The 23,277-nt window shown below is 68.8% G+C and carries 20 protein-coding genes and 1 pseudogene; 14 read left to right on the forward strand and 7 right to left on the reverse strand.

What is annotated here, in order from left to right; translation table 11 throughout:
* Positions 1–11 precede the first annotated feature (11 nt).
* On the reverse strand, positions 12–1,847 hold the full coding sequence (gene mutL, locus AC1KAR_RS03290) for a DNA mismatch repair endonuclease MutL (protein ID WP_480314525.1): 1,836 nt from the start codon (positions 1,845–1,847) through the stop codon (positions 12–14).
* A gap of 38 nt (positions 1,848–1,885) precedes the next feature.
* On the opposite strand from mutL, the gene AC1KAR_RS03295 reads away from it, so the two are divergent.
* A complete protein-coding gene (locus AC1KAR_RS03295) occupies positions 1,886–2,539 on the forward strand; it encodes a DedA family protein (RefSeq protein ID WP_480314526.1) in 654 nt (217 codons plus the stop codon).
* 7 nt (positions 2,540–2,546) lie between these two features.
* Here AC1KAR_RS03295 and AC1KAR_RS03300 read toward each other — a convergent pair whose 3' ends face one another.
* Positions 2,547–3,863, reverse strand: a complete 1,317-nt coding sequence (locus AC1KAR_RS03300; protein WP_480314527.1) for an N-acetylmuramoyl-L-alanine amidase — start codon at positions 3,861–3,863, stop codon at positions 2,547–2,549.
* Complete coding sequence (tsaE, locus tag AC1KAR_RS03305; protein ID WP_480317741.1) at positions 3,860–4,327, reverse strand: tRNA (adenosine(37)-N6)-threonylcarbamoyltransferase complex ATPase subunit type 1 TsaE; 468 nt, start codon at positions 4,325–4,327, stop codon at positions 3,860–3,862. Before tsaE ends, AC1KAR_RS03300 begins: the two co-directional genes overlap by 4 nt.
* Here tsaE and queG point away from each other — a divergent pair, their 5' ends adjacent.
* Positions 4,328–5,431, forward strand: a complete 1,104-nt coding sequence (queG, locus tag AC1KAR_RS03310; RefSeq protein WP_480314528.1) for a tRNA epoxyqueuosine(34) reductase QueG — start codon at positions 4,328–4,330, stop codon at positions 5,429–5,431.
* Here queG and AC1KAR_RS03315 read toward each other — a convergent pair.
* Positions 5,424–6,314 (reverse strand): AEC family transporter, encoded by an 891-nt coding sequence (locus AC1KAR_RS03315; RefSeq protein ID WP_480314529.1) that lies wholly within the window; start codon positions 6,312–6,314, stop codon positions 5,424–5,426. The two genes, queG and AC1KAR_RS03315, sit on opposite strands and share 8 nt — an antisense overlap.
* 103 nt (positions 6,315–6,417) lie before the next feature.
* On the opposite strand from AC1KAR_RS03315, the gene AC1KAR_RS03320 reads away from it, so the two are divergent.
* The 6 genes from AC1KAR_RS03320 to AC1KAR_RS03345 all read left to right on the forward strand — a co-directional run bounded on the left by AC1KAR_RS03320 (position 6,418) and on the right by AC1KAR_RS03345 (position 13,013).
* Positions 6,418–7,386 (forward strand): tripartite tricarboxylate transporter substrate binding protein BugE, encoded by a 969-nt coding sequence (locus AC1KAR_RS03320; RefSeq protein WP_480314530.1) that lies wholly within the window; start codon positions 6,418–6,420, stop codon positions 7,384–7,386.
* 109 nt (positions 7,387–7,495) lie between these two features.
* On the forward strand, positions 7,496–8,404 hold the full coding sequence (gene xerD / locus AC1KAR_RS03325; protein ID WP_480314531.1) for a site-specific tyrosine recombinase XerD: 909 nt from the start codon (positions 7,496–7,498) through the stop codon (positions 8,402–8,404).
* Between the two features lie 117 nt (positions 8,405–8,521).
* Entirely contained in the window at positions 8,522–9,343 is an 822-nt protein-coding gene (locus AC1KAR_RS03330) for an alpha/beta hydrolase (protein ID WP_480314532.1), read from the forward strand.
* Positions 9,344–9,409: 66 nt separating this feature from the next.
* A complete protein-coding gene (locus tag AC1KAR_RS03335) occupies positions 9,410–10,978 on the forward strand; it encodes a pseudouridine synthase (RefSeq protein ID WP_480314533.1) in 1,569 nt (522 codons plus the stop codon).
* On the forward strand, positions 10,975–11,631 hold the full coding sequence (locus AC1KAR_RS03340) for a 4'-phosphopantetheinyl transferase family protein (protein WP_480314534.1): 657 nt from the start codon (positions 10,975–10,977) through the stop codon (positions 11,629–11,631). Before AC1KAR_RS03335 ends, AC1KAR_RS03340 begins: the two co-directional genes overlap by 4 nt.
* Before the next feature lie 254 nt (positions 11,632–11,885).
* Entirely contained in the window at positions 11,886–13,013 is a 1,128-nt protein-coding gene (locus AC1KAR_RS03345; RefSeq protein WP_480314535.1) for an ABC transporter substrate-binding protein, read from the forward strand.
* Between the two features lie 13 nt (positions 13,014–13,026).
* Here AC1KAR_RS03345 and AC1KAR_RS03350 read toward each other — a convergent pair whose 3' ends face one another.
* The 3 genes from AC1KAR_RS03350 to AC1KAR_RS03360 all read right to left on the reverse strand — a co-directional run bounded on the left by AC1KAR_RS03350 (position 13,027) and on the right by AC1KAR_RS03360 (position 15,822).
* A complete protein-coding gene (locus tag AC1KAR_RS03350) occupies positions 13,027–14,106 on the reverse strand; it encodes a type 1 periplasmic-binding domain-containing protein (protein ID WP_480314536.1) in 1,080 nt (359 codons plus the stop codon).
* Positions 14,107–14,472: 366 nt separating this feature from the next.
* Positions 14,473–15,396: a PA2778 family cysteine peptidase gene (locus AC1KAR_RS03355; RefSeq protein ID WP_480314537.1), complete on the reverse strand. Its 924-nt coding sequence runs from the start codon at positions 15,394–15,396 to the stop codon at positions 14,473–14,475.
* Between the two features lie 15 nt (positions 15,397–15,411).
* On the reverse strand, positions 15,412–15,822 hold the full coding sequence (locus AC1KAR_RS03360; RefSeq protein WP_480314538.1) for a PA2779 family protein: 411 nt from the start codon (positions 15,820–15,822) through the stop codon (positions 15,412–15,414).
* Between the two features lie 95 nt (positions 15,823–15,917).
* On the opposite strand from AC1KAR_RS03360, the gene AC1KAR_RS03365 reads away from it, so the two are divergent.
* The 6 genes and pseudogenes from AC1KAR_RS03365 to AC1KAR_RS03390 all read left to right on the forward strand — a co-directional run bounded on the left by AC1KAR_RS03365 (position 15,918) and on the right by AC1KAR_RS03390 (position 23,270).
* On the forward strand, positions 15,918–16,214 hold the full coding sequence (locus tag AC1KAR_RS03365; RefSeq protein ID WP_480314539.1) for a hypothetical protein: 297 nt from the start codon (positions 15,918–15,920) through the stop codon (positions 16,212–16,214).
* Complete coding sequence (locus AC1KAR_RS03370) at positions 16,211–17,467, forward strand: multidrug effflux MFS transporter (protein ID WP_480314540.1); 1,257 nt, start codon at positions 16,211–16,213, stop codon at positions 17,465–17,467. Before AC1KAR_RS03365 ends, AC1KAR_RS03370 begins: the two co-directional genes overlap by 4 nt.
* Complete coding sequence (miaA, locus tag AC1KAR_RS03375) at positions 17,464–18,423, forward strand: tRNA (adenosine(37)-N6)-dimethylallyltransferase MiaA (protein ID WP_480314541.1); 960 nt, start codon at positions 17,464–17,466, stop codon at positions 18,421–18,423. The genes AC1KAR_RS03370 and miaA overlap by 4 nt, the downstream gene beginning before the upstream one ends.
* A 1-nt stretch (position 18,424) precedes the next feature.
* Positions 18,425–19,072 (forward strand): ABC transporter ATP-binding protein, encoded by a 648-nt coding sequence (locus AC1KAR_RS03380; protein ID WP_480317743.1) that lies wholly within the window; start codon positions 18,425–18,427, stop codon positions 19,070–19,072.
* Between the two features lie 4 nt (positions 19,073–19,076).
* Positions 19,077–21,580, forward strand: a pseudogene (locus tag AC1KAR_RS03385) (FtsX-like permease family protein).
* 115 nt (positions 21,581–21,695) lie between these two features.
* On the forward strand, positions 21,696–23,270 hold the full coding sequence (locus AC1KAR_RS03390; protein ID WP_480314542.1) for a methyl-accepting chemotaxis protein: 1,575 nt from the start codon (positions 21,696–21,698) through the stop codon (positions 23,268–23,270).
* The last annotated feature ends 7 nt before the right edge of the window (positions 23,271–23,277 follow it).

Consider the following 23,277-nt stretch of genomic DNA (forward strand, 5'->3'; position numbering starts at 1 on the left):
GGATCAGCGCGTCAGCGCCCTCGCCAGAAGAGCCCGTCGAGCTCTTTCATCGTGATTTGCCGCCAGGTGGGGCGTCCATGGTTGCACTGGTCGGCGCGATCGGTGCGTTCCATGTCTCGCAACAACGCATTCATCTCGTCGAGCGTGAGCTGACGGTTCGCCCGAACGGCGCCGTGGCACGCCATGGTCGAGAGGATCTCGTGCTGGGCGCGCTGGATGACGCTGCTCGCGTCGTACTGCGATAGCTCCGCGAGCACGCTGCGAGCCAGTTCGACCACATCGCCCGCCGCCAACGCCGCCGGGCGGGATCGCACGGCCAGCGTGGTGGCTGAGAGCACCGAGATGTCCAAGCCCAAAGTGAGCAGGTTGTCGGCCTGCGCCTGCGCGGTCGCGATCTCATGCGGTGTCGCCGCGAAGGTGGCCGGGATCAGCAAAGGCTGCGACTCGATCGAAGCCACACCGAGGCTCGCCTTCAGTCGCTCGTAGACGATGCGTTCGTGGGCCGCGTGCATGTCGACCACGACAAGGCCTTGCGCGTTCTCTGCCAGCACGAAAACACCGCCGACCTGGGCGAGTGCCCTGCCCAGCGGCCAATCGCCGGCGGGAATGGATTGGGACACTGGCACCGGCGCCGGCGCCGCAGTGGCGTTGCTCTCGAACGCCCACGCGGCCGGAGCCTCCTGCGCGTACAGGACGGCAACCTGCTCCAGCCCGAGCGCCCGCTGCGACTGCGCTGGCCATGCCACCGTGGGCCTGTCGATCGCCGGCCCGCCCTGTGGTGACGCGATGGAGGCACTGCCTGTCATCGCCGCCATCGGGGGTACAGCCCCCTCGCCCGCCTGCGGCGGTGCCAGACCCGACTCCACCGCACGACGAACTGCCTGGTGAACCTCGCGCGAATCGCGAAATCGCACTTCGATCTTGGTCGGGTGCACGTTCACGTCGACCCGTTCGGGTGCGATCTCAATAAAGAGCACATAGGCCGGCTGGCGACCGCCATGCAGCACGTCTTCGTAGGCGGAGCGCACGCCGTGCGCGATCAGCTTGTCGCGCACGTAGCGCCCGTTGACGTAGACGTACTGCTGATCGGCCCGCGCGCGCGCGGCAGCGGGGGTGCCCGCACGGCCAATGATGCGCATCGGTCCGAGAACGAGCGATACCTCGCGGCTATCGCCCACGAACTCCTCGCCCATCACCTCACGCACCCGCTGATCGGCGGCCGTTGAACGCCGCCAGTGCTGCACCAGCTTGCCCTCGTGCCACACCCCGAAGCCGACATCAGGCCGCACCAGCGCGTGTCGTCGAACCGCTTCGATGCAGTGCGCCAGCTCGGTGGCATCGGTCTTGAGGAACTTGCGCCGCGCCGGCGTGCTGAAGAACAGTTCGCGCACTTCGACGCTCGTGCCCACGCCGCGGGCGGCGGGCACCATCTCGCCGGTGCGCGCGTCGATCCGCTGGGCGTGCGCCGCGCCTTCGGTGCGGCTGAGGATGCTCAACTCCGCCACCGAGCCGATGGCCGCCAAGGCCTCCCCGCGAAAGCCCATCGTGGCGACGCTCTCCAGCTCATTCAGCGACGCGATCTTGCTCGTAGCGTGGCGTCGCAGCGCGAGCGGCAGCTCGTGGGACGGGATGCCTGCGCCATCGTCTTCCACCACGATGCTGCGCACGCCGCCGGCCATCAGCTTGATGACCACCTCGCTCGCACCGGCATCGAGTGCGTTGTCAACCAGCTCGCGCACCACTGAAGCGGGGCGTTCGACCACCTCGCCGGCCGCGATCTGGCTGATCAGTTCATCGGGCAACTCACGGATCGGCCGACGGGATCGGGGCTCGGGCACGGCATTCATCGGGGCATTGTATGAAGCCACCCTGATAATGCCGACGCATGGACATCCTCGCCTTCCTGATCGATTTCATCCTGCACATCGACGTGCATCTCGCCAACTTCGTGGCGACCTACGGCATGTGGGTGTACGCCCTGCTCTTCCTGGTCATCTTCGTCGAGACCGGCGTGGTCGTGATGCCGTTCCTGCCGGGAGACTCGCTGCTCTTCGTCGTGGGAGCGCTGTGCGGTGCCGGGTTGATGAACCTGCCGATTGCGATCGGGCTGCTCGTGGTGGCGGCGATCCTCGGAGACCAGTGCAACTACAGCATCGGGCGCTACTTCGGACCCAAGGTGTTCCAGTGGGAGAACAGCCGCTTCTTCAACAAGCAGGCATTCAACCAGGCCCACGCGTTCTACGAGAAGCACGGCGGCATCACCATCATCCTGGCGCGCTTCTTCCCTTTCCTGCGCACCTTTGTCCCGTTCGTGGCGGGCGTGGCCGAGATGACCCGAAGCCGCTTCACCTTGTTCAACATCGTGGGGGCCACGATCTGGGTCTGTGGCGTGACGCTGGCGGGCTACCTGTTCGGCAACATTCCGTGGGTGAAGGAGAACCTCGACAAGATCATCTGGGGCGCCATCCTCATCCCGGGTGTCATCGTGATCTTCGGTGCCTGGAAGGCACGCCGCAAGGCGGCCACTGCCGCCTCGTGAGGCAGCGTCAAAGCTGGCGGTTGCGCGCCAGCGGCGGGTTCTTGGCGAAGTAGCGCTTGATGCCCGTGGCGAGCGCGTCTACCAGGCGGTCCTGGTAAGCGTCGCTGCGCAGCTTGGCCTCTTCGTCGGGATTGGAGATGAAGGCCGTCTCCACCAGGATCGACGGCACATCGGGCGCCTTGAGCACCGCAAACCCGGCCTGCTCCACCGCGGCCTTGTGCAGCTTGCCCACTCTGCCGATCTGCCCCAGCACTTCGCTGCCAAGCTTGAGGCTGTCCTTGATCTGCGCGGTAGTGCTCATGTCGAGCATGGTGCGCAGGACGGTGGAGTCCTTGGCCTTGAAGTTGACGCCGCCCACCACGTCGGCCGCGTTCTCCTTGTTGGCCATCCATCGAGCGGCCGAACTGCTCGCGCCCCGATCCGACAAGGCAAAGACCGACGCCCCGCGTGCCTGCGGCTTGAAGAAGGCATCGGCATGGATGGAGACGAACAGATCCGCCTGCACGCGCCGCGCCTTGTGCACGCGGTCGTGCAGCGGCACGAAGAAATCACGATCGCGCGTCAGCATCGCGCGCATGCCGGGCACGGCGTCGATCTTGTCGCGCAGCTTCAGCGCGATGGCCAGGACCACATCTTTCTCGCGCAGGCCCGAGGGGCCGATCGCGCCGGGGTCTTCGCCGCCGTGGCCGGGGTCGAGCGCCACGATGATGAGCCGGTCGATGCGCGCCTGGCTGATCGGCGGCGGCGGGGCCGACACCACCACAGGGGGCGTTGGAGGAGCCGCGGGCGCGGGGCCCACGGGCTTGTTCATCTTCTCGATGAGATCGCCCAGTGCGTCTTGTACCGCTTCGGCGGCACGCTGCTCGGCCTGGTGCTTCTCCTGAATCAGCGCCAGCAGCGGGTCACGTTCGTGCGTAGGCTTGAGGTCGAACACCGCCCGATGCTGGTAGGCGGCCACCGGTTCGAGCGTGAAGAGTTGCGGCGCCGTCGCCTGCTTGAGATCGATCACCAGACGCACCACGCGCGGCTGGTTCTGGCCCACCCGAACGCCGGCGATGTACGGGTCGTCGGAACGTACCTTGCCGACGATCTCGCGCAGCTCGGGGCTCAGCTCCAGGCCGTCGATGTCGATCACCAGGCGGCTCGGGTTCTCGGCCATGAAGTGACGCAAGGTGAGTGCCTTGTCGGACTCGAGCGTCACGCGGGTGTAGTCTTCGGCGGGCCACACACGCACGGCCAGGATGCTCGCGCCGAAGGCGATCTGGTGTGCACCGAGCAGCAGCACCACACTGCCCGCGCCACGCAGCAATTCGCGGCGCCTCAAGGCAGCAACTCCAGTCCGCGGGGGGTCAGGGCATCAAAGGTCACGCGGCGTTCGTCTCCATCCAGCGCAATGAGTTCCATCCGCAGATCGGCCTGCGGCAAAAGGCCGGCAGCCTGTTCGGGCCATTCGGCCAATTTGAGGCCGGGGCTCGCGAAGACATCGCGAAAGCCGGCGTCTTCGAACTCCTGCGGGTCCTTGAAGCGATAGAAGTCGAAATGCCAGATCGGGCCGCCCGCAAGCTCGTACGACTCCATCACCGCGTAGGTCGGGCTCTTGATGCGCCCTTGCACACCGAGCGCGTGCAGCAGGTGGCGCACAAAGGTGGTCTTGCCTGCCCCGAGCGTGCCGTGCAGCTCGATGAACGCCTCGCGGAGCGCCGGACGCTGCGCCAGCGTATGCGCGGTGGCATCGCAGGCGGCTTCATCAGCCCAGTGCACGCTACGGGTTCCTAGAATCGACGACAAATGACGGGCGCTCGCGTATTGGATGGAGAACACCTGCTCACGCAATTGCGCGAGTGGGCGGCAGCGCTCGGATTTTCCCAGATCGGTGTGGCCGATGTCGACCTGTCATCGGCAGAAGACGGGCTGCTGGCGTGGCTGCAACACGGATTTCACGGTGACATGGCCTACATGGCCACCCACGGCGTGAGGCGCGCGCGCCCTGCGGACCTGGTGCCTGGCACCGTGCGCGTGCTCACCGCACGCATGGACTACCTGCCGCGCGCGGCACTGCAGGGCGATGCGCCCAGTGAGTGGCAGGCCATCGAGTGGGCAGAGATCGAACAACCCAGACAGGCCTACGTGTCGATGTACGCGCGGGGCCGCGACTACCACAAGGTGCTGCGCTCGCGCCTGCAAAGGCTCGCAGACCGCCTGACCGAGGCGATCGGCCCCTTCGGACACCGGGTGTTCACCGATTCGGCACCGGTACTTGAGGTCGAGCTCGCATCGCGCAGCGGGATCGGCTGGCGCGGCAAGCACACGCTCACGTTGCATCGCGAGGCGGGCTCGATGTTCTTCCTCGGCGAGATCTACGTCGACGTGGCGCTGCCGCTCTCAGAGCCGGTGTCGCCGCACTGCGGCAGCTGCAGCGCCTGCATCGATGTGTGCCCCACACAGGCCATCGTGGCGCCTTACCGACTCGACGCGCGGCGCTGCATCTCGTACCTCACGATCGAGCACGACGGCCCGATCCCCGAAGACCTGCGCCCCCTGATCGGCAACCGCATCTATGGCTGCGATGACTGCCAGCTCATCTGCCCCTGGAACAAGTACGCGCAACGCAACGAGCTGCCCGACTTCGACACGCGCTCGGCGCTCACGCACCGCAGCCTGCTGCAGCTCTGGGCCTGGAGCGAGGCCGACTTCCTGCGCCACACCGAAGGCAGCGCGATCCGGCGCATCGGGCACGCCCGCTGGCAGCGCAACATCGCTGTCGCGCTTGGCAATGCCTTGCGAGCTGCGCCAGATGCCGAGATCAGCTCGGCGCTGAAGGGCGCCCGCGAAGGCGCGAGTGACCTGCTTCGCGAGCACATCGACTGGGCCCTGGCGCAAGCGCCTAGATGAACGACAGCCAGATCGGGATGCTCAGCATGCCGATCAGGGTCGACACCGTCACGAGCGCCGCCACGTAGGGCCCGTCGCCCCCCATGCGCGCCGCGAGCACGAAGGCGCTCGACGCCGTGGGCATGGCGGCAAACAGCACCGCGATGTGCCGTTGCTCGGGCGGCAGCGCCAGCAGCAGCGTGATCGCGAGACCGAAGGCCGGCAGCACCACATGGCGGATCGAGAGCAGCGTGGCGGCAAGCCAGGGCCCCTTGTTCAGACCGCCGATGCGCAAGCCGGCGCCTACCGCCATCAGGCCGATGGGCAGGGCCGCCACGCCGATGCGTTGCAAGGCCGTGGACACCGCCTCCGGGAAGCTGACACCGGCCGCATTGGCGGCCAGGCCTGCCACCGTGCTGATGATGAGCGGGTTGCGCGCTATCTCGCGCAGGTAGTTGTGGCCGCCGTGCCGCGCAAGCGACCACACCGCCGCCACATTGGCCAGCGGCACGCACAGGGCGATCACCAACGCCATCCAGGCCACGCCCTGGGCGCCACCGAGGCGCTCCGCCAGCGCAAGCGCGATGTACGAGTTGAAGCGAAAGGCGACCTGCGCGCCCGAGGCATGCAGTCGTGCATCGACGCCCGGCCAATACTTGAGCGACAGGGCCAGCACGATGCCGCACAGCATCACCGATACGCCCGCCACGGCCAGGTCGAAGGTCTGCGCAGGCTGCAGCGGCGTCTTGACGATCGAGTTGAACAGCAGCACCGGGAACAGCAGGTAGTACACCAGCCGCTCCGCACCTTCCCACACCGGCCGGCCGAGCGCGGTGTAGCGGCACAGCAGGTAGCCACAGGCGATCAGCAAGAAATCCGGCAGCAGCAAGAGGCTGTTCGACATCGCAGCAGTGTGCCAGCGGGCGTGCTGCGTAGTTTCCACAGCACCCACGCACCCTGCGGCGTGCAGCATGCAAGCCTCATTCATCTGCCCGTAAGGAGATCGCATGCATCGCAGACCGCTCGCTGTGGCCGCACTCGCCTTGTCTATGGCCACCCCGGTGGTTTGGGCTCAGGCCTACCCCGGCAAACCCGTGCGACTGGTGGTCCCGTTCGCTCCAGGAGGCACCACCGACATCGTCGCCCGCGTGGTGGCCGAGAAGATCGGCGGCCCGCTCGGGCAGACCATGGTGGTGGAGAACAAGGCCGGCGGTGGCGGCTCGATAGGAGCGAATGAAACGGCCAAATCGGCCCCCGATGGCTACTCGCTCGGCATGGCCACGGTGTCGACCACGGCGGCCAACCCGGCAATCAACCCGAAGATCCCGTACAACCCGCTGACGGACTTCACGCCCATCATCAACGTGGCGGCCACGCCGAACGTGATCGCGGTGCACCCGAGCTTCCCGGCGCGCGACTTCAAGGGCTTTCTCGCCGAACTGAAGAAGAACCCGGGCAAGTACTCTTTCAGCAGCTCGGGCACCGGCGGCATCGGACACCTGCAGATGGAGCTGTTCAAGAACCTCACGCAGACCTTCGTGACCCACATTCCCTACCGCGGTGCCGGCCCCGCACTCACCGACACCGTGGCCGGCCAGGTGCCGATGATCTTCGACAACCTGCCTTCGGCCCTGCCCTTCATCAAGGACGGCCGGCTGATCGCTATCGTCGTGGCCGCGCCAAGCCGACTTGCTGTGCTGCCCAACGTGCCCACCTTCAAGGAAGTGGGCTACGAGCCGGTCAACCGCATGGCCTACTACGGCATCTACGGGCCCAAGGGCTTGTCGAAGGAAGTGGTCGAGAAGGTCCACGGAGCCGTCAAGAAGACCGTCGAGGACCCGGCCGTCAAGAAGCGCATCGAAGACACCGGCTCGCTGATCGTGGCCAACACGCCGGCGCAGTTCGGCGAGCAGATCAAGGCCGAGTTCGAGGTGTACAAGAGGGTCGTCGCGCAACAGAAACTGCAGCTCGATTGAGGATGACCACCGCCCAGTCGCTGCGCTCCTGGCTCCGAGGGCGTTGTTTGATAGGTCGCTTTGCTGCCAACGCTCGCGCCGGTTCGGCGTTGGCTGCGATCATGCAGACATGCGCGAGCCTCATCTGACAAGCAGCCAGCAGTCCATCGACCGATTCGTCGACGCGCTGTGGATCGAAGACGGGCTCTCGCCCAACACGCTGGCCGCCTACCGCCGAGACCTCACGCTCTACGCGCAGTGGCTCGCCCAGTCGGCGGCCAAGTCGTTGAACGACAGCACCGAGACCGACCTGCGCGAACACGCCATCGTGCAGCATGCGAGCACCAAACCCACCAGCGCCAACCGGCGGCTGACAGTCTTCAAGCGCTACTTCCGCTGGGCACTGCGGGAGCACCTGGTGGGTAGCGACCCGACGCTCAAGCTGCTCAGCGCCAAGCAGCCGCTGCGCGTACCCAAGACACTGAGCGAGGCTCAGGTCGAATCGCTCTTGGGCGCGCCCGACGCCGACACCCCACTCGGGCTGCGCGACCGGACCATGCTCGAGTTGATGTACGCAAGCGGCCTGCGCGTGAGCGAACTCGTCGGGCTGAAGAGCGTGCACCTGAGTCTGGCCGAAGGCGTTTTGCGCGCCACCGGCAAGGGCGCGAAGGAACGGCTGGTCCCCTTCGGTGAAGAGGCGCATGCCTGGCTCACGCGCTACCTCGCCGAAGCGCGCGCCACGATCCTGCATGGCCAGGCGAGCGATGCCCTGTTCGTGACGGGGCGCGGTGGGCCGATGACGCGCCAGATGTTCTGGCAGATCGTCAAGAAGCACGCGCTTCACGGCGGCGTGAACGTGCCACTCTCGCCGCACACGCTGCGCCACGCCTTTGCCACGCACCTGCTCAACCACGGCGCCGACCTGCGCGCGGTGCAGATGCTGCTCGGCCATGCCGACATCTCCACCACCACGATCTACACCCACGTGGCACGTGAGCGACTGAAGTCGCTGCATGCGCAGCACCACCCGCGCGGCTGAGTGCCATGCGAGGCGCGCCGCATGTGCCTTTCGTCACGAAAGAGCGGCCTGAACCCCTGCTCTGGCTAGCATGAATCGGGGATGTGCGAGGCCCACGCACACGCGGAATATGGCGCCATGTTCACGCGGCCCCATGCACCCACCCCGAAACGCTGGCTCGATGCGCTGGAGTGCAAGCTCATCTTCGGGCCGAAGGGATCGCGGCCGAGCCAGCACAAGCGCTCGCTGCGGCGTGGCGACGACATCGGCTCGGTGTGGATCCGCTTTCACTCGGCGTGCACGCAAGGCGAGGCCGTGCTGCACGGCGAGTGGCACGCACACCGCAACCCAGACGCACCGGCGCTGCTCTTTCTGCACGGCTCGCGCTCCGACCTGCACGACAGCGCCGCGCGCATCGACCACCTACAGGCGCTCGGTTTCGGCGTCCTCGCCATCGACTACCGCGGATTCGGCCAAAGCGGCCGCGAGCTGCCATCCGAGTCCACCGCCTGTGAAGACGCCCACGCCGCCTGGCGCTGGCTCGCGGAGCACCAGCCGAACAGGCCGCGCTACATCTTCGGCCACTCGTTGGGCGGCGCGATCGCCATCGACCTCGCGGCCGACGTGGCCGACGCAGCGGGGCTCATCGTCGACAGCAGCTTCACCTCGCTGGCCGACGTGGTGCAGCACTTCAACTGGGGCTGGCCGCCGGTGTTGCGGCGAATCACGCAACGATTCGAGGCGGTGCGCAAGATCGCGCGGGTTCGGGCACCGGTGCTGGTGGTCCATGGCGACGAAGACCGGCTCATCCCGCCCGCGCTCGGCCAGGCCCTGTGTGAAGGCGCGACAGCACCCAAGCGCTTCGTGCTCGTGCCAGGCGGTTCGCACCACGACACCCACGCCAAGGGTCATGCGCCCTACCGACAAGCCTTGCAGGAGCTGTTCGGATTGCCCGCGTAGCGCGTGTTGGAGGCCGTGCGCGGCCCCTGTGCATGTTCCAATCGGTGTCGCAACTCGGACGACACCATGGCCACGCTGAAACTCAAGAAGCCCGCCGGCCCCAAGCAAGCCCCCGACAAGGCCGACCGCGCGCCGGTGCGCGGCGCCGGCACGGGGGTGAAGAAGCGGCCCACGCTCGCCTCGGCCCAGGCCGAACGCGCCGAGCGTGAGGCGCGCTACCAGGAGCAACTGCGCCAGCGCTTCGGCGACAAGCCGCCGGCTGGCTTCACGCGCCGCGGCGAACCCGAACCGCAGCGCGACGCACGCCGCGCGCCGCGTCGCGACCCCCAGCAGCAGGACACGCGTCGCGATGCGCCCCGGCCCGAGCGCAACACACGCCGGCCGGCGCCGGAGCACCGCGGCGGGCACGATCACGGCGCCCCCGATCAGCGTCGCGCACCGGCCGACGAGCGATCGATGCGTGGCGCTGCGCCACGCCCGGGCACCAACACGGCCTTCGGCGGCCCGCGCTCATCGCCTGCGCAGCCCGCGCGACAGTACGGGCGGCCGGCCGATCGAAACACTGACCGCAACACTGACCGGAGCGCCGATCGGGGCGCTCATCGCCCCTTCGACCGTGCCGCGCCCGACCGCGCCCCTTCCGAGCGCTTCCCTGATCGCTTCCCTGATCGCGCTTCTGATCGCTCCTCTGGTCGCTTCCATGATCGATCCGCGGACCGCACGTCGCCGCGCCCGCCCGCACGCCCCCCTGCCCGCCACGGCCAGCCCGACATGGCCCGCCCGCAGCCCCCCCGGCAACGGCAGCCCATGCGGCCTTCGCGAGACGATGACGACGATGATTTCGACACGCCGCATCGCCCCGAGCAGCCGGGCAGCATGCGCCTGTCCAAGCGCATGAGCGAGCTGGGTATCGCTTCGCGCCGCGAGGCCGACGAATGGATCCCCAAAGGCTGGGTGCGGGTCGACGGCAAGGTGGTCACCGAGCTGGGCTCGCGCGTGATGCCCGGGCAGCTCATCAGCATCGAGGCCAAGGCGCGCGACGCGCAGGCGCTGAAGGTCACCGTGCTCATCAACAAGCCGGTGGGCTATGTGAGCGGGCAGGCCGAAGACGGCTACGAGCCGGCCTACGTTCTCGTCACGCCACAGAACCAGTGGCGAGAAGACCGCTCGGGCATCCGCTACCTGCACAGCCACCTGCGTGGGTTGGCGCCCGCGGGCCGGCTCGACATCGACTCCGTGGGCCTGCTCGTGCTCACGCAGGATGGCCGCATCGCCAAGCAACTCATCGGCGAGGACAGCGAGGTCGAGAAGGAGTACCTGGTGCGCGTCGAACCGCTCGACGGCCAGCCACTGCCCGAGGATAAGCTCGCGCTGCTCAACCACGGCCTCTCGCTCGACGGCGAGGAACTGCGCCCGGCGCTCGTGGAATGGGTGAACGCCGACCAGCTTCGTTTTGTGTTGCGCGAGGGCAAGAAGCGGCAGATCCGCCGCATGTGCGAACTCGTCGGCCTGAAGGTGCTGGGCCTCAAGCGCGTGCGCATCGGCCTGGTGATGCTGGGCGACCTGCCGCCCGGCCAGTGGCGCTACCTGCGCGGCGACGAACATTTTGCCGAGCGCGCCCCCACGGCGCCATGAGCCGCATCGAGCTGGCCGCGCCGCATCCGTTTCGGCTCTGGAAGCTGTCGCTCGACACCTGGCCTACCGATCAGGCCGTGGCCATGCTCTCGCAGGATGAACGCGACCGCGGGGAGCGTTTCCGCTTCGACCACCTGCGCCGCCGCCACCTCACCTCGCATGTGGCGCTGCGCGAGGCGATCGAGGAGTTCTGCGGCGAGCCCGCGGCAGCGCAATGCTTCGTCACTGGCGCGCATGGCAAGCCCGCACTGCGTTCCGGGGCCTGCGCCTTCAACCTGAGCCACAGTGACGACGTGGCCCTGATCGGCGCAGCGCCGGCCGGCGAGATCGGTGTCGACATCGAGGTGATGCGCCCCATGGCCGACGGCCTGGCCATCGCCCGGCGCAACTTCACGCCCGGCGAGTGCGAAGAGCTGCTGGCGGTGCCCCCGGAGCAGCGCGACCTCGTCTTCATGCGCATCTGGACGCGCAAGGAGGCCTGCCTCAAGGCGGTGGGCAGCGGCTTCTCGATCGCGCCCGATTGCTTCGAGACCGGCGCCAGCCCGGCGCCACGCAGCCTGGCCATTCCGACACCGGCTGGCGAGGTGCGGGTTCATGTGGAGTCGCTGCCCGAAGCCGAAGGCTGTGCCATGGCGGTGGCCTGGGTGCTCTGAGAGCGTCCGCCGCGCCGCTTGGCGCGCAGAAAACGCGGTGCGTTCCAGCCCACAGAATGCAAAAAGGCACGCCCGTCCATCGATTCGTATCTGCTCGTAACCGAGTCGAACGGGGTTAACCCGGAGCCTCTTTCCCCCCTGAATTAGGGATTGAATCCCCCCTAACGCCCCCATCGCCTTGCAACAAACAGTCACGAGGTGACCCCCCATTCGAGTGGCTAATGGTCGCTTCAGGGAAACGGGAGCAGATCGTGATGAAGCGCAGAAGTCTGGTGTTCGGCGGCTTGGCGGGCGGCATGGTTGCAGGCTTTCCAGGGATCGTCCGGGCGCAACCCAACGTCATCAAGTTTGGCCAGTCGGCCGCTATGACCGGTGAGTTCGCCGATCGCGGCAACGCCATCCGCGCCGGCATCGTGGCCGCATTCGATGCCGCCTCCAAGGCCGACGGCGGCCGCGGCTACCGCTTCGAACTCGTCACGCTCGACGACGCCGGCTCCGCGGCGCGCTGTGCCCAGAACGTGAACACCTTGCTAGGCTCGAACGTCACCGCCCTCATCGGCCTGACCAGCGGCGCGGGCGCAGAGGCGTCGATGAGCGCCATCGACGCCGCTGACATGCCACTGCTCGGCCCGGCCAGCGGCAGCATGGGCCTGCGCAGCGACAAGGCGGCAGCCGCCTTCCACGTGCGCGCAGGCTACGACCTCGAGTTCAAGCGCATGGTGGCCTACGTGAAGGAACGCGGCCTGCTGCGCGTGGGGCTGGTCTCGCAGAAGGACACCAGTGCGACGAACCTCGCCGCCATGATGAGCGCGCTGGCCGCTGCGGGCATCACGCCCAAGGAAGTGATCGCGCTGGACCACACTCCGGCCGCCTACCAGGACGCCTCGGACAAGCTGATGGCGGCCAATCTCGATTGCGTGCTGTTCGTGGCGACCGCCGACCCGGTGAGTGCCGTCATCGACCACATGACCAACGCCAAGTACCGCGGCCTGTACTACGCCTCGTCGATGGCAGGCCAGGACCTGATCGACACGCTGGCCGAGCGCAAGCAGAGCGCCATCCTGAGCGTGGTGGTGCCGCGCCCGAGCGCAATCGCATTGCCGGTCGTGAGTCGCTGCCGCCAAGACTTGATGGCTATGGCCACGCCCGCCAAGCTCACCGTCACCACGCTGGAGGGCTACATCGGCGGGCGCATCGCCATCGAGGCCGCACGCAATGCCATGCGCATCGGCTCGGTCAACAAGCGCAGCCTGAAGGACACGCTCAGCACGCTGCGCGCCGACCTCGGCGGCTACACGGTGCAGTTCACGCCCGGCAGCACGCAGGGCTCGAAGTACGTCGAACTCGTCGCGCTCGACCGCTACGGCCGCCTGGTGGGTTGAGACCGGCGAGCATTCAGCCCAGCAGTTTGCCGTCGCCGCGCAGCATGGTCTGCGCGACGAACTCGCTGCCACGCGGCGAACGCGCGAAGTCGAATCGCCAGCCGTCGAGGTCGAGCGGCGGCCTGCGGCGCAATGCGGCCAGAACAGCGGCCCGGTTCGACGAGCCATCGACGCGTGACAGGGCGTGCGCCGCGAACCGCCCTGCCAGGTAGCCCGCGAGGTTCACTGGCGACGGCGCTTCATCCATGAACCTGCGCAGGCTTTGACGATAGGCACGCACGATCGGCTGTGTGTCCGATTGCGGGTTGGGTACGACCTGCGTGAGGATAAGCGGCACGCCTTTCCCCGGCCCCAACTGCGCCAGCGTGGCAATGTCGATGTCGGCCAGGCAGACGACATATCGCATCATCCCGCGCGCGGCCAGGCCCTGGGTGAACAAGGCGAGTTCGATCGAACCGCCGAAGAACAGCAGGATCGCAGGAGTGGTCACCGGCAACGCCTGGGCGAACGCGCCGGCATCCTGGCCAGCCGGTACCGCATAGCGCTGCGCGCGCAAACGCGTGCGCTGGGCGATGGCTGCCACGCCGTCGTGCAACGCGCGGGCCGTGCGGCCGTCCGCATAGACGAGCCCGACCTCCGTCACGCCGATGCCCGCCAGACTGGCCAGCGCCTTGCCGATCTGCGTCTCGCGCGAGGCGAACAGCGGCACCACGGACTCGTCGGCGTCGTAGCGTGTGTCCGCCATCCAGGGGCCGATGTGCGCGATCTCCAGCCCGATCTTCTTCGCCACGCTCATGGCCGTGAGTGAAAGGCGCTCGCCCACTGTTCCCACGAGCGCCAATCGGCTGGCATCGCCGGCCACGGCCCGCAGGGCCCGTTCGACGGATGCGTCGCTTCCGTCGGACTCCACGGTCGTGAGGCGTGGCACGCGTGTGCCCGCCTTCTCCAGCTCGGCGAGGGCCAGGCGCACGCCGGTGGAGTAGTCGCGCGACAGCTCCTGCTGGTCGGCGGAGGTATCGATGAGCTGCGTGACACGAAGCTCGCGGCCGCTCGCCTTCGCAGGCTGCGCGAGCGAGATTGCCGGGAACGCCATGCTCGCGACACTCGCTGCGACACCGAGCAAGCAACGCCGCTGCGGGTCGTGCTGGCATGGGTGAAGGTGGCGCGGTGGTCGATGCTTGGGTTGCGATTGGCAGATCGTGCTCGGTTCGAGGGGCATGGTGAAAAGTCTGCGAGAGCGGCTTTCGAAGGACAACCCGGGATGCTGGCACGCACCAATGGCGTTGCGTGCCTCCCGACACGCGTGCACCGTGCGGCCGATGCAACTTCGTGCATGCCGCACGTGGAAGGCCAGGTGACACGCCACCGTCACACGGGCGTCATCACGGGCGATGGAGCGCGGGGCACCAACCAAACCACCATGGCGGCCGGGCGAATGCGCCTTGCGCGTGCACCCTGCTCAGCGCGGCGCCAGGGTCGTCTGAAGAGATTGCGCCCGCGCACCCCAGACCGGGTCACCCAGCGCATGCCTTGCCGCATCGAGCGCTGCGTCGCGCTCCCCGAGGTCGGCCAGCACCTGCGCGAGGTTGACCCAGGCAGCCCCGCTGCCATGCGTCTCGGCCGCTGCCCGGAATACATCGGCCGCACGCCGCTTGTCGCCTGCCGCGTAGGCCGAGTTGCCGAGCCCCATGGCCAGGATCAACTGATCGGGCCATCGCTGCAATGCGCTCTCATATACCCGCACCGCCCGTTGCGGCGCCGCATTGCGCTCGAAGCCCATGGCGGCCTGCACGACCGCATCGGCCTGGGCCGTCGCGGGCCACTGCCCCGGTGGCAACGCGACGAAGGCCCAGAAGCCCGAGCGGGCCCAGGTGTGCTCGAGTGTGCGCAGGGCGGTGACGTGCCGCTGGTTTCCGCCCGACCGCAGCACCGCCTCGCCGCGATCGAGGTCGTAGCCGATCAGCACGGCGTAGTGCCACACCGGCAAGAAGCTCAGGCTCAGGTTCTGCAGCACCACGACCACATGCCCCGCAGCCACCTCGCGCAATGCGGACTCCAGCGTGGCGGGGATCTGCGTGGCCACCGCCCCGTGGCGTCGTGCGCCCGCGAGCATCTCGGTCTGCAGGCTGCCTTCGCGCGCCGGAAGAAAGACTTCCTCAGCAAGTGTCACAGGGGACGCCGTGATACCGACGGCCCCCAGCGCGGTGGCCAGCGCGGCCGGGCCGCACTGGTATTCCGTCTGCGGGTGGAACGGGGTGGCGCTCAACTCTGCGCGCCGCGGCAAGTCAGGCGGCGCACTGTCGCCGCGCAAGGCGTCGGTCTGCACGGCACAGCCGGCCAGCAGGCCAGCCCAGACGACACAGACGGCCAGCCATGCCCGCACCGCAGCGCTCCGGGTTCAGTTCGCCGGCTTGATGAACGGGAACAGGTTCGTGAAGCCGAGGATGTCGCAGAACACGAGCACCACAACGACGAGGATCACCGTGCCGATCAGCTCGCTGCCGCCGGCAGGTGCCTTGTCGATCTCTGCGGCCAGGCGCTGAACCTCGGTGTCGCTCAGCGAGCGCACGCGGCTGCGCGCCTGTTCGACACTCACGCCACGTTCGCGCAGCATCGCGGCCACGTCCTCGCGATCGAGCGTGGCCAGCAGGCGCGTGCGGTCTTGGTGTGCATCTCGCACATCGATGCTGGCTGCGAGCTCCTCCGTGCTGATCAGCCCACCCGAGGCGAAGGCGGGCCGCGCCACACCGGCGAACGCGATGCAAACGGCGACTGAGGCGGCCACGAGGCGCCGGCTTGGGGACAACATGGACAACTCCTGCACGGTCGAGAAACGTCGAGAAAGGCACCGATCCTAGCAACCGCCGGCTCAAGCAACCCCCGGAAGAGGCCGAGAATCGGCCCATGTCGTTTTCCGCAGAGCTTCTGTTCGCAGCCGCCATCGCGGCCGCGGCCTTCCTGGTGGGCGTGCTGTGGGTGCGCACCCGCGCCAGCCGCACACGCAGCGTCGGTCTCCAGCCCTCGGCCATGCCCAAGAACCTGCGCTACAAGTGCGTGGGCTGCTCGGGGCAGTTCACCCATACGCGACGCACCCTGGGTGCATGGCAGCGCGGCGAGCGCAACTTTCACTGCCGGGCCTGCATGACGAAGGCGGCCGGCACACGTGAGCTGCCCGGCAGCAAAGTAAGGCGCCGCCCATGAGCCGCGCCACGCCGATGAACCCGGTGACCGTGGTGGTGGTACTCACGCTGCTGTTGGGCATCCAGCCGGTCACGACCGACCTCTACCTGCCTGCGCTGCCCACCTTGACGCGCGAGTTGCAGGCGCCCGTGTCGGCCGCGCAGGCCACCTTGTCAGCGTTGATGGTGTGCTTTGGCATCGGCCAGCTGATCTGCGGCCCGCTGGCCGACCGCTTCGGCCGACGGCCGGTGCTTCTTGTCGGTCTGTCGATCTACACCCTGGCCAGCGTGCTGAGCGCCGTGGCGCCGACGATGGGCCTGTTGATCATGTGCCGAGCGCTGCAGGGCTTCGGCATGGCCGCGGCCGTGACAGGCGGGCGTTCGATCGTGCGCGACCTGTTCGCGCCGCACGACGGCGCGCGGGTGATGTCGCGCGCGCTCACCGGGCTGGGGTTCATCGCCATGGCGAGCCCGCTGCTGGGTGGTCTCGCCGTCCATCACATCAATTGGCACGCGGCCCTGACCGTGCCGGCTGCCTTCGGTGTGCTGGCGTGGGTCTACGTGGCGCGGCGTTTCGAAGAGACCGCGCCACGACTCAACCGCGAGGCCACGCGGCTGCGCCCGATGCTGCGCAACTGGTGGAGCGTGCTGCGCGACCGCTGTTTCCAATCGTGGGTCGCTCTATCGATGCTCACCTACGGCGGCCTGTTCTTCACGCTCGCAGGCTCGTCCTTCGTGTTCATCGAGGTGCTGGGCACATCCCGCCTGGCCTACGGCGCGTTCCTCTTCTCCAGTTCGGTCGCCTACGTGAGCGGCACCTTCCTGTGCCGCCGGCTGCTGCTCGCCCTCGGGCTGCGCGGCGCGGTGGCGGTGGGCGGCGGGCTCTCGCTGGTGGGTGGCGCGAGCATGGCGGCGTTCAGCCTCTTCGGCTGGCACAACGTCTGGGCGATCGCGGTGCCGCAGTGGGTGTACGCGCTGGGCCACGGCATTCACCAGCCCTGCGGGCAGGCCGGCGCGGTCGGCCCCTTCCCGGAGAAAGCTGGCACGGCGGCGTCGCTCTCGGGTTTCGCGATGACCTTGGCCAGCCTGTTCGTCACCTGGTGGCTGGGGCGGCACCTCGACGGCACGGTCTACCCACTGACGCTGGGCGTGGGTGTGTTCGGCGTCGGTGTCGGCCTCGTCGCGTGGACGCTGGTGCAGTGGCACGGCGACCCGCATGGGCGATCGGGGCCGGGCTCGTCGGCGCCGCCCTCCACCCTGCCCGCCGCGCCATGAGCAGCACGCCCCTGCAGTGCGTGTGCCTCGCCGGGCCCACCGCCTCGGGCAAGACCGCCGCCGCGCTCGCCCTCGCCGAAGCGCTTTTTGCCACGCGGCCGGTGGAGATCGTGAGCGTCGACTCGGCGCTCGTGTACCGCGGCATGGACATCGGCACCGCCAAGCCCAGCGCCGCCGAGCGCGCCCGCGCGCCGCACCACCTGATCGACATCATCGAGCCCACCGAAGCCTACTCTGCCGCACGCTTCGTGAGCGATGCGCGCCGGCTCGTCGCCGAGATCACCGCACGCGGCCATGTGCCCTTGCTGGTGGGCGGCACCATGCTGTACTTCAAGGCGCTGTTCGACGGCATCGACGAGATGCCCGCGTCCGCCCCCCACATTCGCGCCGAACTCACCGAGCTGCAGGCGCGCGAAGGCCTGCACGCGCTCTACGCCGAACTGCAGCGCGTGGACGCGATCACCGCTGCGCGCTTGCAACCCACTGACCAGCAACGCATCCAGCGCGCGCTGGAGGTCTACCGCGTGAGCGGCCAACCGATCTCCGCCTTCCACCAGCGCGAGAGAGCCGCGGCCGAGCCGCCCCCCGCACTGATCTCGCTCGAACCCGCCGACCGCGCGTGGCTGCACGAGCGCATCGCGCAGCGCTTCGAGCAGATGCTGGCGCAGGGCTTCGTCGACGAGGTGAGGGCCCTGCGCGCGCGCGGCGACCTGAACGCCGACCTGCCTTCGATGCGTTGCGTGGGATACCGACAGGCCTGGGAGGCCCTCGACACCGGCGACATGGCCGCACTGCCCGAGCGCGGCATCGCCGCCACCCGGCAGCTCGCCAAGCGGCAGATCACCTGGCTGCGCAGCATGCCGCAGCGCCAGGTCATCGCCTGCGACGCACCCGACGCGCTCGGGAAGGCCACCGCGCTCGGCGTGCGCCTGGCCACGGAGTTGCGGCTTGGCTGAGCTGCTCCGCGTGCACGGCCTCGCCAAGCACTATGGCGAGTCGGTGGTGTTCAGCGGTGTGGATCTGAACGTGGCGGAGGGCGAGTTCGTCGCCATCCTCGGCGAGTCGGGCGTCGGCAAATCGACGCTGCTCAACTGCATCGCCGGACTCGACAGCGTCGACGCCGGCACCGTGCACATCGCCGGCCGCTGCGTCACCGACATGCCGGAGGCCGAGCAAGCGAGACTGCGGCGCACGCAACTCGGCTTCGTGTTCCAGGCGTTTCATGTGCTGCCGCACCTGAGCGTGGCGCACAACGTCGCCCTGCCCCTGCTGCTGCAAGACCAGGCCGACGATCAGCGGGTGGATGCCCTGCTGCGCGCCGTGGGGCTGCCGGGCATGGGTGAACGGCTCCCGCAGACGCTCTCCGGCGGTCAGCTACAGCGCGTGGCGCTGGCACGTGCGCTGATGCACCACCCGCCACTGATCCTGGCCGACGAGCCCACCGGCAACCTCGACCCCACCACAGCCGAGAAGATGCTCGACCTGCTGGTCGAACAGGTGCGCGAGCACCGCGCCGCCTGCGTACTGGTCACGCACTCGGGCACCGCTGCAGCACGCGCCGACCGCGTGCTCACCCTCACCGCGCACGGCATGCGCGAGGGCTGACGCCATGCGGGGCCGCCTGCTTCGCCAGCTTTCGTGGCCCGAGGTGCGCCACCAACCATGGCGCCACGTGGCGGCCTTGCTCGCGGTGATGCTCGGCGTGGCGCTGGCGTTTTCGGTGCACCTCATCAACCAGTCCGCGCTCAGCGAGTTCAGCTCGGCGGTGCGCTCGGTCAATGGCCAGCCTGATTTCGAACTGCGCGGCCAGCGCAGCGGGTTCGACGAGATGCTCTACGCGCGCACGGCGCAGCACCCCCAGGTGGCGTGGGCGAGCCCGGTGGTCGAGATCGACACCTACGCCTTCGATGCGCAGGGCCAGCGCGTGCCGCTGCGCGTGATCGGGCTCGATGCGCTGGTGGCGGGCGCGCTGTCGCCCGCGCTGCTGCCGCAACCCGCGCAAGCCGGTGACCGGCTCGGCTGGCTGGACCCGGCCGCCCTGTTCCTCAACGCGCCCGCACGGCAACGGCTGGGGGGCGACACCTTGCGTGTGCAGACACCCCAAGGCGACGCCCGGCTGCCCGTGCGCGGCGGTGTGGCCGCTGGCGGCCCGCCGCTGGCGGTGATGGACATTGCCGGCGCGCAAGAGCGCTTCGGCTGGGTCGGCCGCCTGAGCCGCATCGACGTTCGCCTGCGCGCCGGCGCCGACCGCCACGCCGTGCTGCGCTCACTCGCACTGCCGCCCGGCGTGCGTGCCGCCTCGCCGGACGAAGCGGCGCAACGTGTCTCGAACCTGTCGCGGGCCTACCGCGTGAACCTCACGGTGCTGGCGCTGGTGGCGCTCTTCACGGGCGCCTTCCTCGTCTTCTCGATTCTTTCGCTCTCGGTGGCCAAGCGGCAGCCGCAGTTCGCGCTGCTCGGCGTACTCGGCTTGGGCGCACGCGATCGGATGCTGCTGGTGCTGGCCGAATCGGCCGTGCTCGGCGTCGTGGGCAGCGCGCTGGGCCTGGCGCTGGGAAGCGCGCTCGCCGCGCTGGCCCTGCGCCTGCTCGCGGGCGACCTGGGCGGCGGCTACTTCCCGGGCGTCACACCGGTGCTGCAGTTCAGCGCGGTTGCGGCGCTCGTGTACGGCACGCTGGGCATCGCCGCCGCGCTGCTTGGGGGCTGGTGGCCGGCGCGGGCCGCGCAGCAGATGGCACCGGCCCTCCCATCAAGGGCCTGGGCAGTTCGGGCGGGCCGGCGCACCCCGCATTCGGCCCCGCCTTGCTGCTGATCGGCGTGGTGTTCGCCTTGTTGCCACCGGTGGCCGAGCTGCCGCTCGCCGCCTACGCCTCGGTCGCCTGCCTGCTGTTCGGCGGCATCGCCTGCGTGCCGGCGGGCGTGGGCGCGGTGCTGCGCGTGCTGCCCACGCCGCGGCACGCGCTCGGCCTGCTCGCGTTCTCGCGCGCACGCCACGAGCGGCAAGCCGCCACGATCGCCGTCGCAGCGGTGGTGGCAAGCCTGAGCCTTGCAGTCGCGCTCACGGTGATGGTGACGAGCTTTCGCGACTCGATGACGCACTGGCTCGACACCGTGCTGCCGGCCGACCTGTACGTGCGCGCCGCGGCCAGCAGCAGCGCCGGCGAACTGATCACGCTGCCCGAGGCCGTGCTGCCCGGTGCGGCCACGCTGCCCGGCGTGCGCCACGCCAAGGCCCAGCGCGTGAGCAGCCTGCAGCTCGCACCCGACCGACCGCCGGTGGCCGTGATTTCGCGCGAGCTGGCCGACCCCGCGCAGGAGCTGCCGCTGGTCGGTGAGCTGCTGCCGCTACCGCCGGGCGAGACGGCGGCCTACGTGAGCGAGGCCATGGTGTCGCTCTACCGCGCCCAGCCCGGCAGCCACCTGGTGCTGCCCATCGCGCCGCAGGGCGCTCCCGTGGCGGTGTTCGTGCGCGGCGTGTGGCGCGACTACGCCCGCCAGCACGGCGCCGTCACCCTGCACGCTGCCGACTACCAACGCCTCACCCATGACGCCCGCATGAACGACCTCGCCCTGTGGCTGCAGCCCGGTGCCGACGCCGGCGCGGTGCAGCAGGGCCTGCGAGCGGTCGCCGGCCCGGAAGGCGCCACGCTGGAGTTCGCCACCGCCGGGCAGGTGCGCGCGCTGTCACTGCGCATCTTCGACCGCAGCTTTGCCGTCACCTACTGGCTGCAGGCCGTCGCGATTGCGATCGGCCTGTTCGGCATCGCGGCCAGCTACTCGGCCCAGGTGCTGTCGCGCCGCAAGGAGTTCGGCCTGCTGGCCCACCTCGGCCTCACCCGGCGGCAGGTGTTGCGCCTGGTGGCGGCCGAAGCCGCGGTGTGGACAGCCGCCGGCGCACTGCTCGGCTTGCTGCTCGGGCTGGCGGTCAGCGTGGTGCTGGTGAAGGTGGTCAACCCGCAGAGCTTTCACTGGACGATGGAGATGGCGCTGCCCTGGGGGCGCCTCGCCCTGTTGTGCACCTCGGTGGTGCTTGCCGGCACCTTGACGGCCGCTTTGGCAGCCCGCGGCGCCGCCACCCGTGAAATGGCACGCGCGGTCAAGGAAGATTGGTGACAGCGCTCCAGGAAATCCCGCGCAAGTTCTCTTCAACTTCTGGCGGCGCCATGCCGATATGACCTACACGTCAACCAGCCGCGTCATGCCAGTCGGCGACAAGAGGGAATCGGGAATGAACATCAGGGATCTTCGGGTCAAGTCCAAGCTGATGCTGGGCTTCGCCCTGCTGGCTGTCTTCGTGCTGGCGGTGTCCGCCCTGGCGCTTCGCTCCTTGGCCAGCGCCAACGATCGCTTCACAGGCTTCCTGGAGGGCGTTGCGCAGCGCGAAAGCTTGGCGCAGGACATTCGTGGTGCGGCCATGCGCCGGGCCATCGCCGCACGCAATCTCGTGCTCGTGAGCCTGCCCGCGGACCGAGACCTGGAGCACAAGGCCGTGCAGGCCTCGCACGACGAGATGAACGCCGCGCTCAAGGCCTTGCGCGAGGCGATGTCGCATGCCGCCGACCTGGGCGAGCGTGACCGCAGCCTGGTTGCCGAGATCGAACGGATCGATGCGGCCTACACGCCGGTGGCACTGGCCATCGTCGGCATGGCGCTCGAAGGCCGCCGCGAAGAGGCCGTCGCCAAGATGAACGCCGAGTGCCGACCGCTGCTGGCCGCACTCATCAAGGCCAACAACGACTTCATCGATCACAACAAGCAACTCGCCAGCGAACGCGTGGCGGCAGCGCAGGCCGCCTACGCACGCGACCGTGCACTGATGGTGTTGGCCTGCGTGGTGGCGGTGCTCGCCGCCGTGGGCCTGGGCCTGCTGATCAGCCGGGCCATCACGGGCCCGCTCACCCGCGCCGTGCAACTGGCCGAGGCCGTGGCCTCGGGCGACCTGAGCTCCCGGATCGTGGTCGATCGCAATGATGAAACCGGCCAACTGCTCGCTGCACTCAAGAAGATGAACGAGAACCTGGCGACGATGGTGGTGCAGTTGCGCCAATCGGCCGACGGCATCGCCACCGCATCGGACCAGATCGCCTCAGGCAACATGGATCTCTCGGGCCGCACCGAGCAGCAGGCGAGCGCCTTGCAGGAAACCGCCGCCTCGATGCAGCAGATGACCTCCACCGTGCAGCAAAACGCCGAGCACTCGCAGCAGGCCAACGAACTGGCCCACTCGGCCGCGCAGGCCGCCGGCCGCGGCGGCGAGGTCGTGCAGCGCGTGGTGACGACCATGGGCGAGATCACCGAATCGAGCCGCAAGATCGCCGACATCATCGGCACCATCGACGGCATCGCCTTCCAGACCAACATCTTGGCGCTGAATGCCGCCGTCGAGGCGGCGCGAGCCGGCGAACAGGGCCGAGGCTTTGCCGTGGTGGCCGCCGAGGTACGCAGCCTCGCGCAGCGCTCGGCGCAGGCGGCCAAGGAAATCAAGGGGCTCATCGGCAGCAGCGTCGAGCGCGTAGAGGCCGGCAGCCAGCTCGTCGGCCAGGCGGGCGAGTCGATGAGCGACATCGTGGCCCAGGTGCGCCGCATGACGAGCCTGATGGCCGAGATCAGCAGTTCCACCGCCGAGCAGAGCAGCGGCATCGCCCAGGTGAACCAAGCCGTGGCCTCGATCGACGTGGGCACGCAGCAGAACGCGGCACTGGTGGAAGAAAGCGCCGCCGCGGCCGAGAGCCTGCGTCAGCAAGCCCAGGGCTTGATGGCGGCGATCGGCGGGTTCAAGACGGCGGGCGCTGCGCTCGCCTGAGCGGGCT

It is taken from the genome of Piscinibacter sp. PDB1-1 (assembly GCF_056675995.1).

Bases quoted from the DNA above. Each gene is read 5' to 3' on its own strand.
- mutL (WP_480314525.1), bottom strand. From the start codon at position 1,847: ATGAATGCCGTGCCCGAGCCCCGATCCCGTCGGCCGATCCGTGAGTTG.
- AC1KAR_RS03295 (WP_480314526.1), top strand. From the start codon at position 1,886: ATGGACATCCTCGCCTTCCTGATCGATTTCATCCTGCACATCGACGTG.
- queG (WP_480314528.1), top strand. From the start codon at position 4,328: ATGACGGGCGCTCGCGTATTGGATGGAGAACACCTGCTCACGCAATTG.
- AC1KAR_RS03315 (WP_480314529.1), bottom strand. From the start codon at position 6,314: ATGTCGAACAGCCTCTTGCTGCTGCCGGATTTCTTGCTGATCGCCTGT.
- AC1KAR_RS03320 (WP_480314530.1), top strand. From the start codon at position 6,418: ATGCATCGCAGACCGCTCGCTGTGGCCGCACTCGCCTTGTCTATGGCC.
- xerD (WP_480314531.1), top strand. From the start codon at position 7,496: ATGCGCGAGCCTCATCTGACAAGCAGCCAGCAGTCCATCGACCGATTC.
- AC1KAR_RS03330 (WP_480314532.1), top strand. From the start codon at position 8,522: ATGTTCACGCGGCCCCATGCACCCACCCCGAAACGCTGGCTCGATGCG.
- AC1KAR_RS03335 (WP_480314533.1), top strand. From the start codon at position 9,410: ATGGCCACGCTGAAACTCAAGAAGCCCGCCGGCCCCAAGCAAGCCCCC.
- AC1KAR_RS03340 (WP_480314534.1), top strand. From the start codon at position 10,975: ATGAGCCGCATCGAGCTGGCCGCGCCGCATCCGTTTCGGCTCTGGAAG.
- AC1KAR_RS03345 (WP_480314535.1), top strand. From the start codon at position 11,886: ATGAAGCGCAGAAGTCTGGTGTTCGGCGGCTTGGCGGGCGGCATGGTT.
- AC1KAR_RS03350 (WP_480314536.1), bottom strand. From the start codon at position 14,106: ATGGCGTTCCCGGCAATCTCGCTCGCGCAGCCTGCGAAGGCGAGCGGC.
- AC1KAR_RS03360 (WP_480314538.1), bottom strand. From the start codon at position 15,822: ATGTTGTCCCCAAGCCGGCGCCTCGTGGCCGCCTCAGTCGCCGTTTGC.
- AC1KAR_RS03365 (WP_480314539.1), top strand. From the start codon at position 15,918: ATGTCGTTTTCCGCAGAGCTTCTGTTCGCAGCCGCCATCGCGGCCGCG.
- AC1KAR_RS03370 (WP_480314540.1), top strand. From the start codon at position 16,211: ATGAGCCGCGCCACGCCGATGAACCCGGTGACCGTGGTGGTGGTACTC.
- miaA (WP_480314541.1), top strand. From the start codon at position 17,464: ATGAGCAGCACGCCCCTGCAGTGCGTGTGCCTCGCCGGGCCCACCGCC.
- AC1KAR_RS03390 (WP_480314542.1), top strand. From the start codon at position 21,696: ATGAACATCAGGGATCTTCGGGTCAAGTCCAAGCTGATGCTGGGCTTC.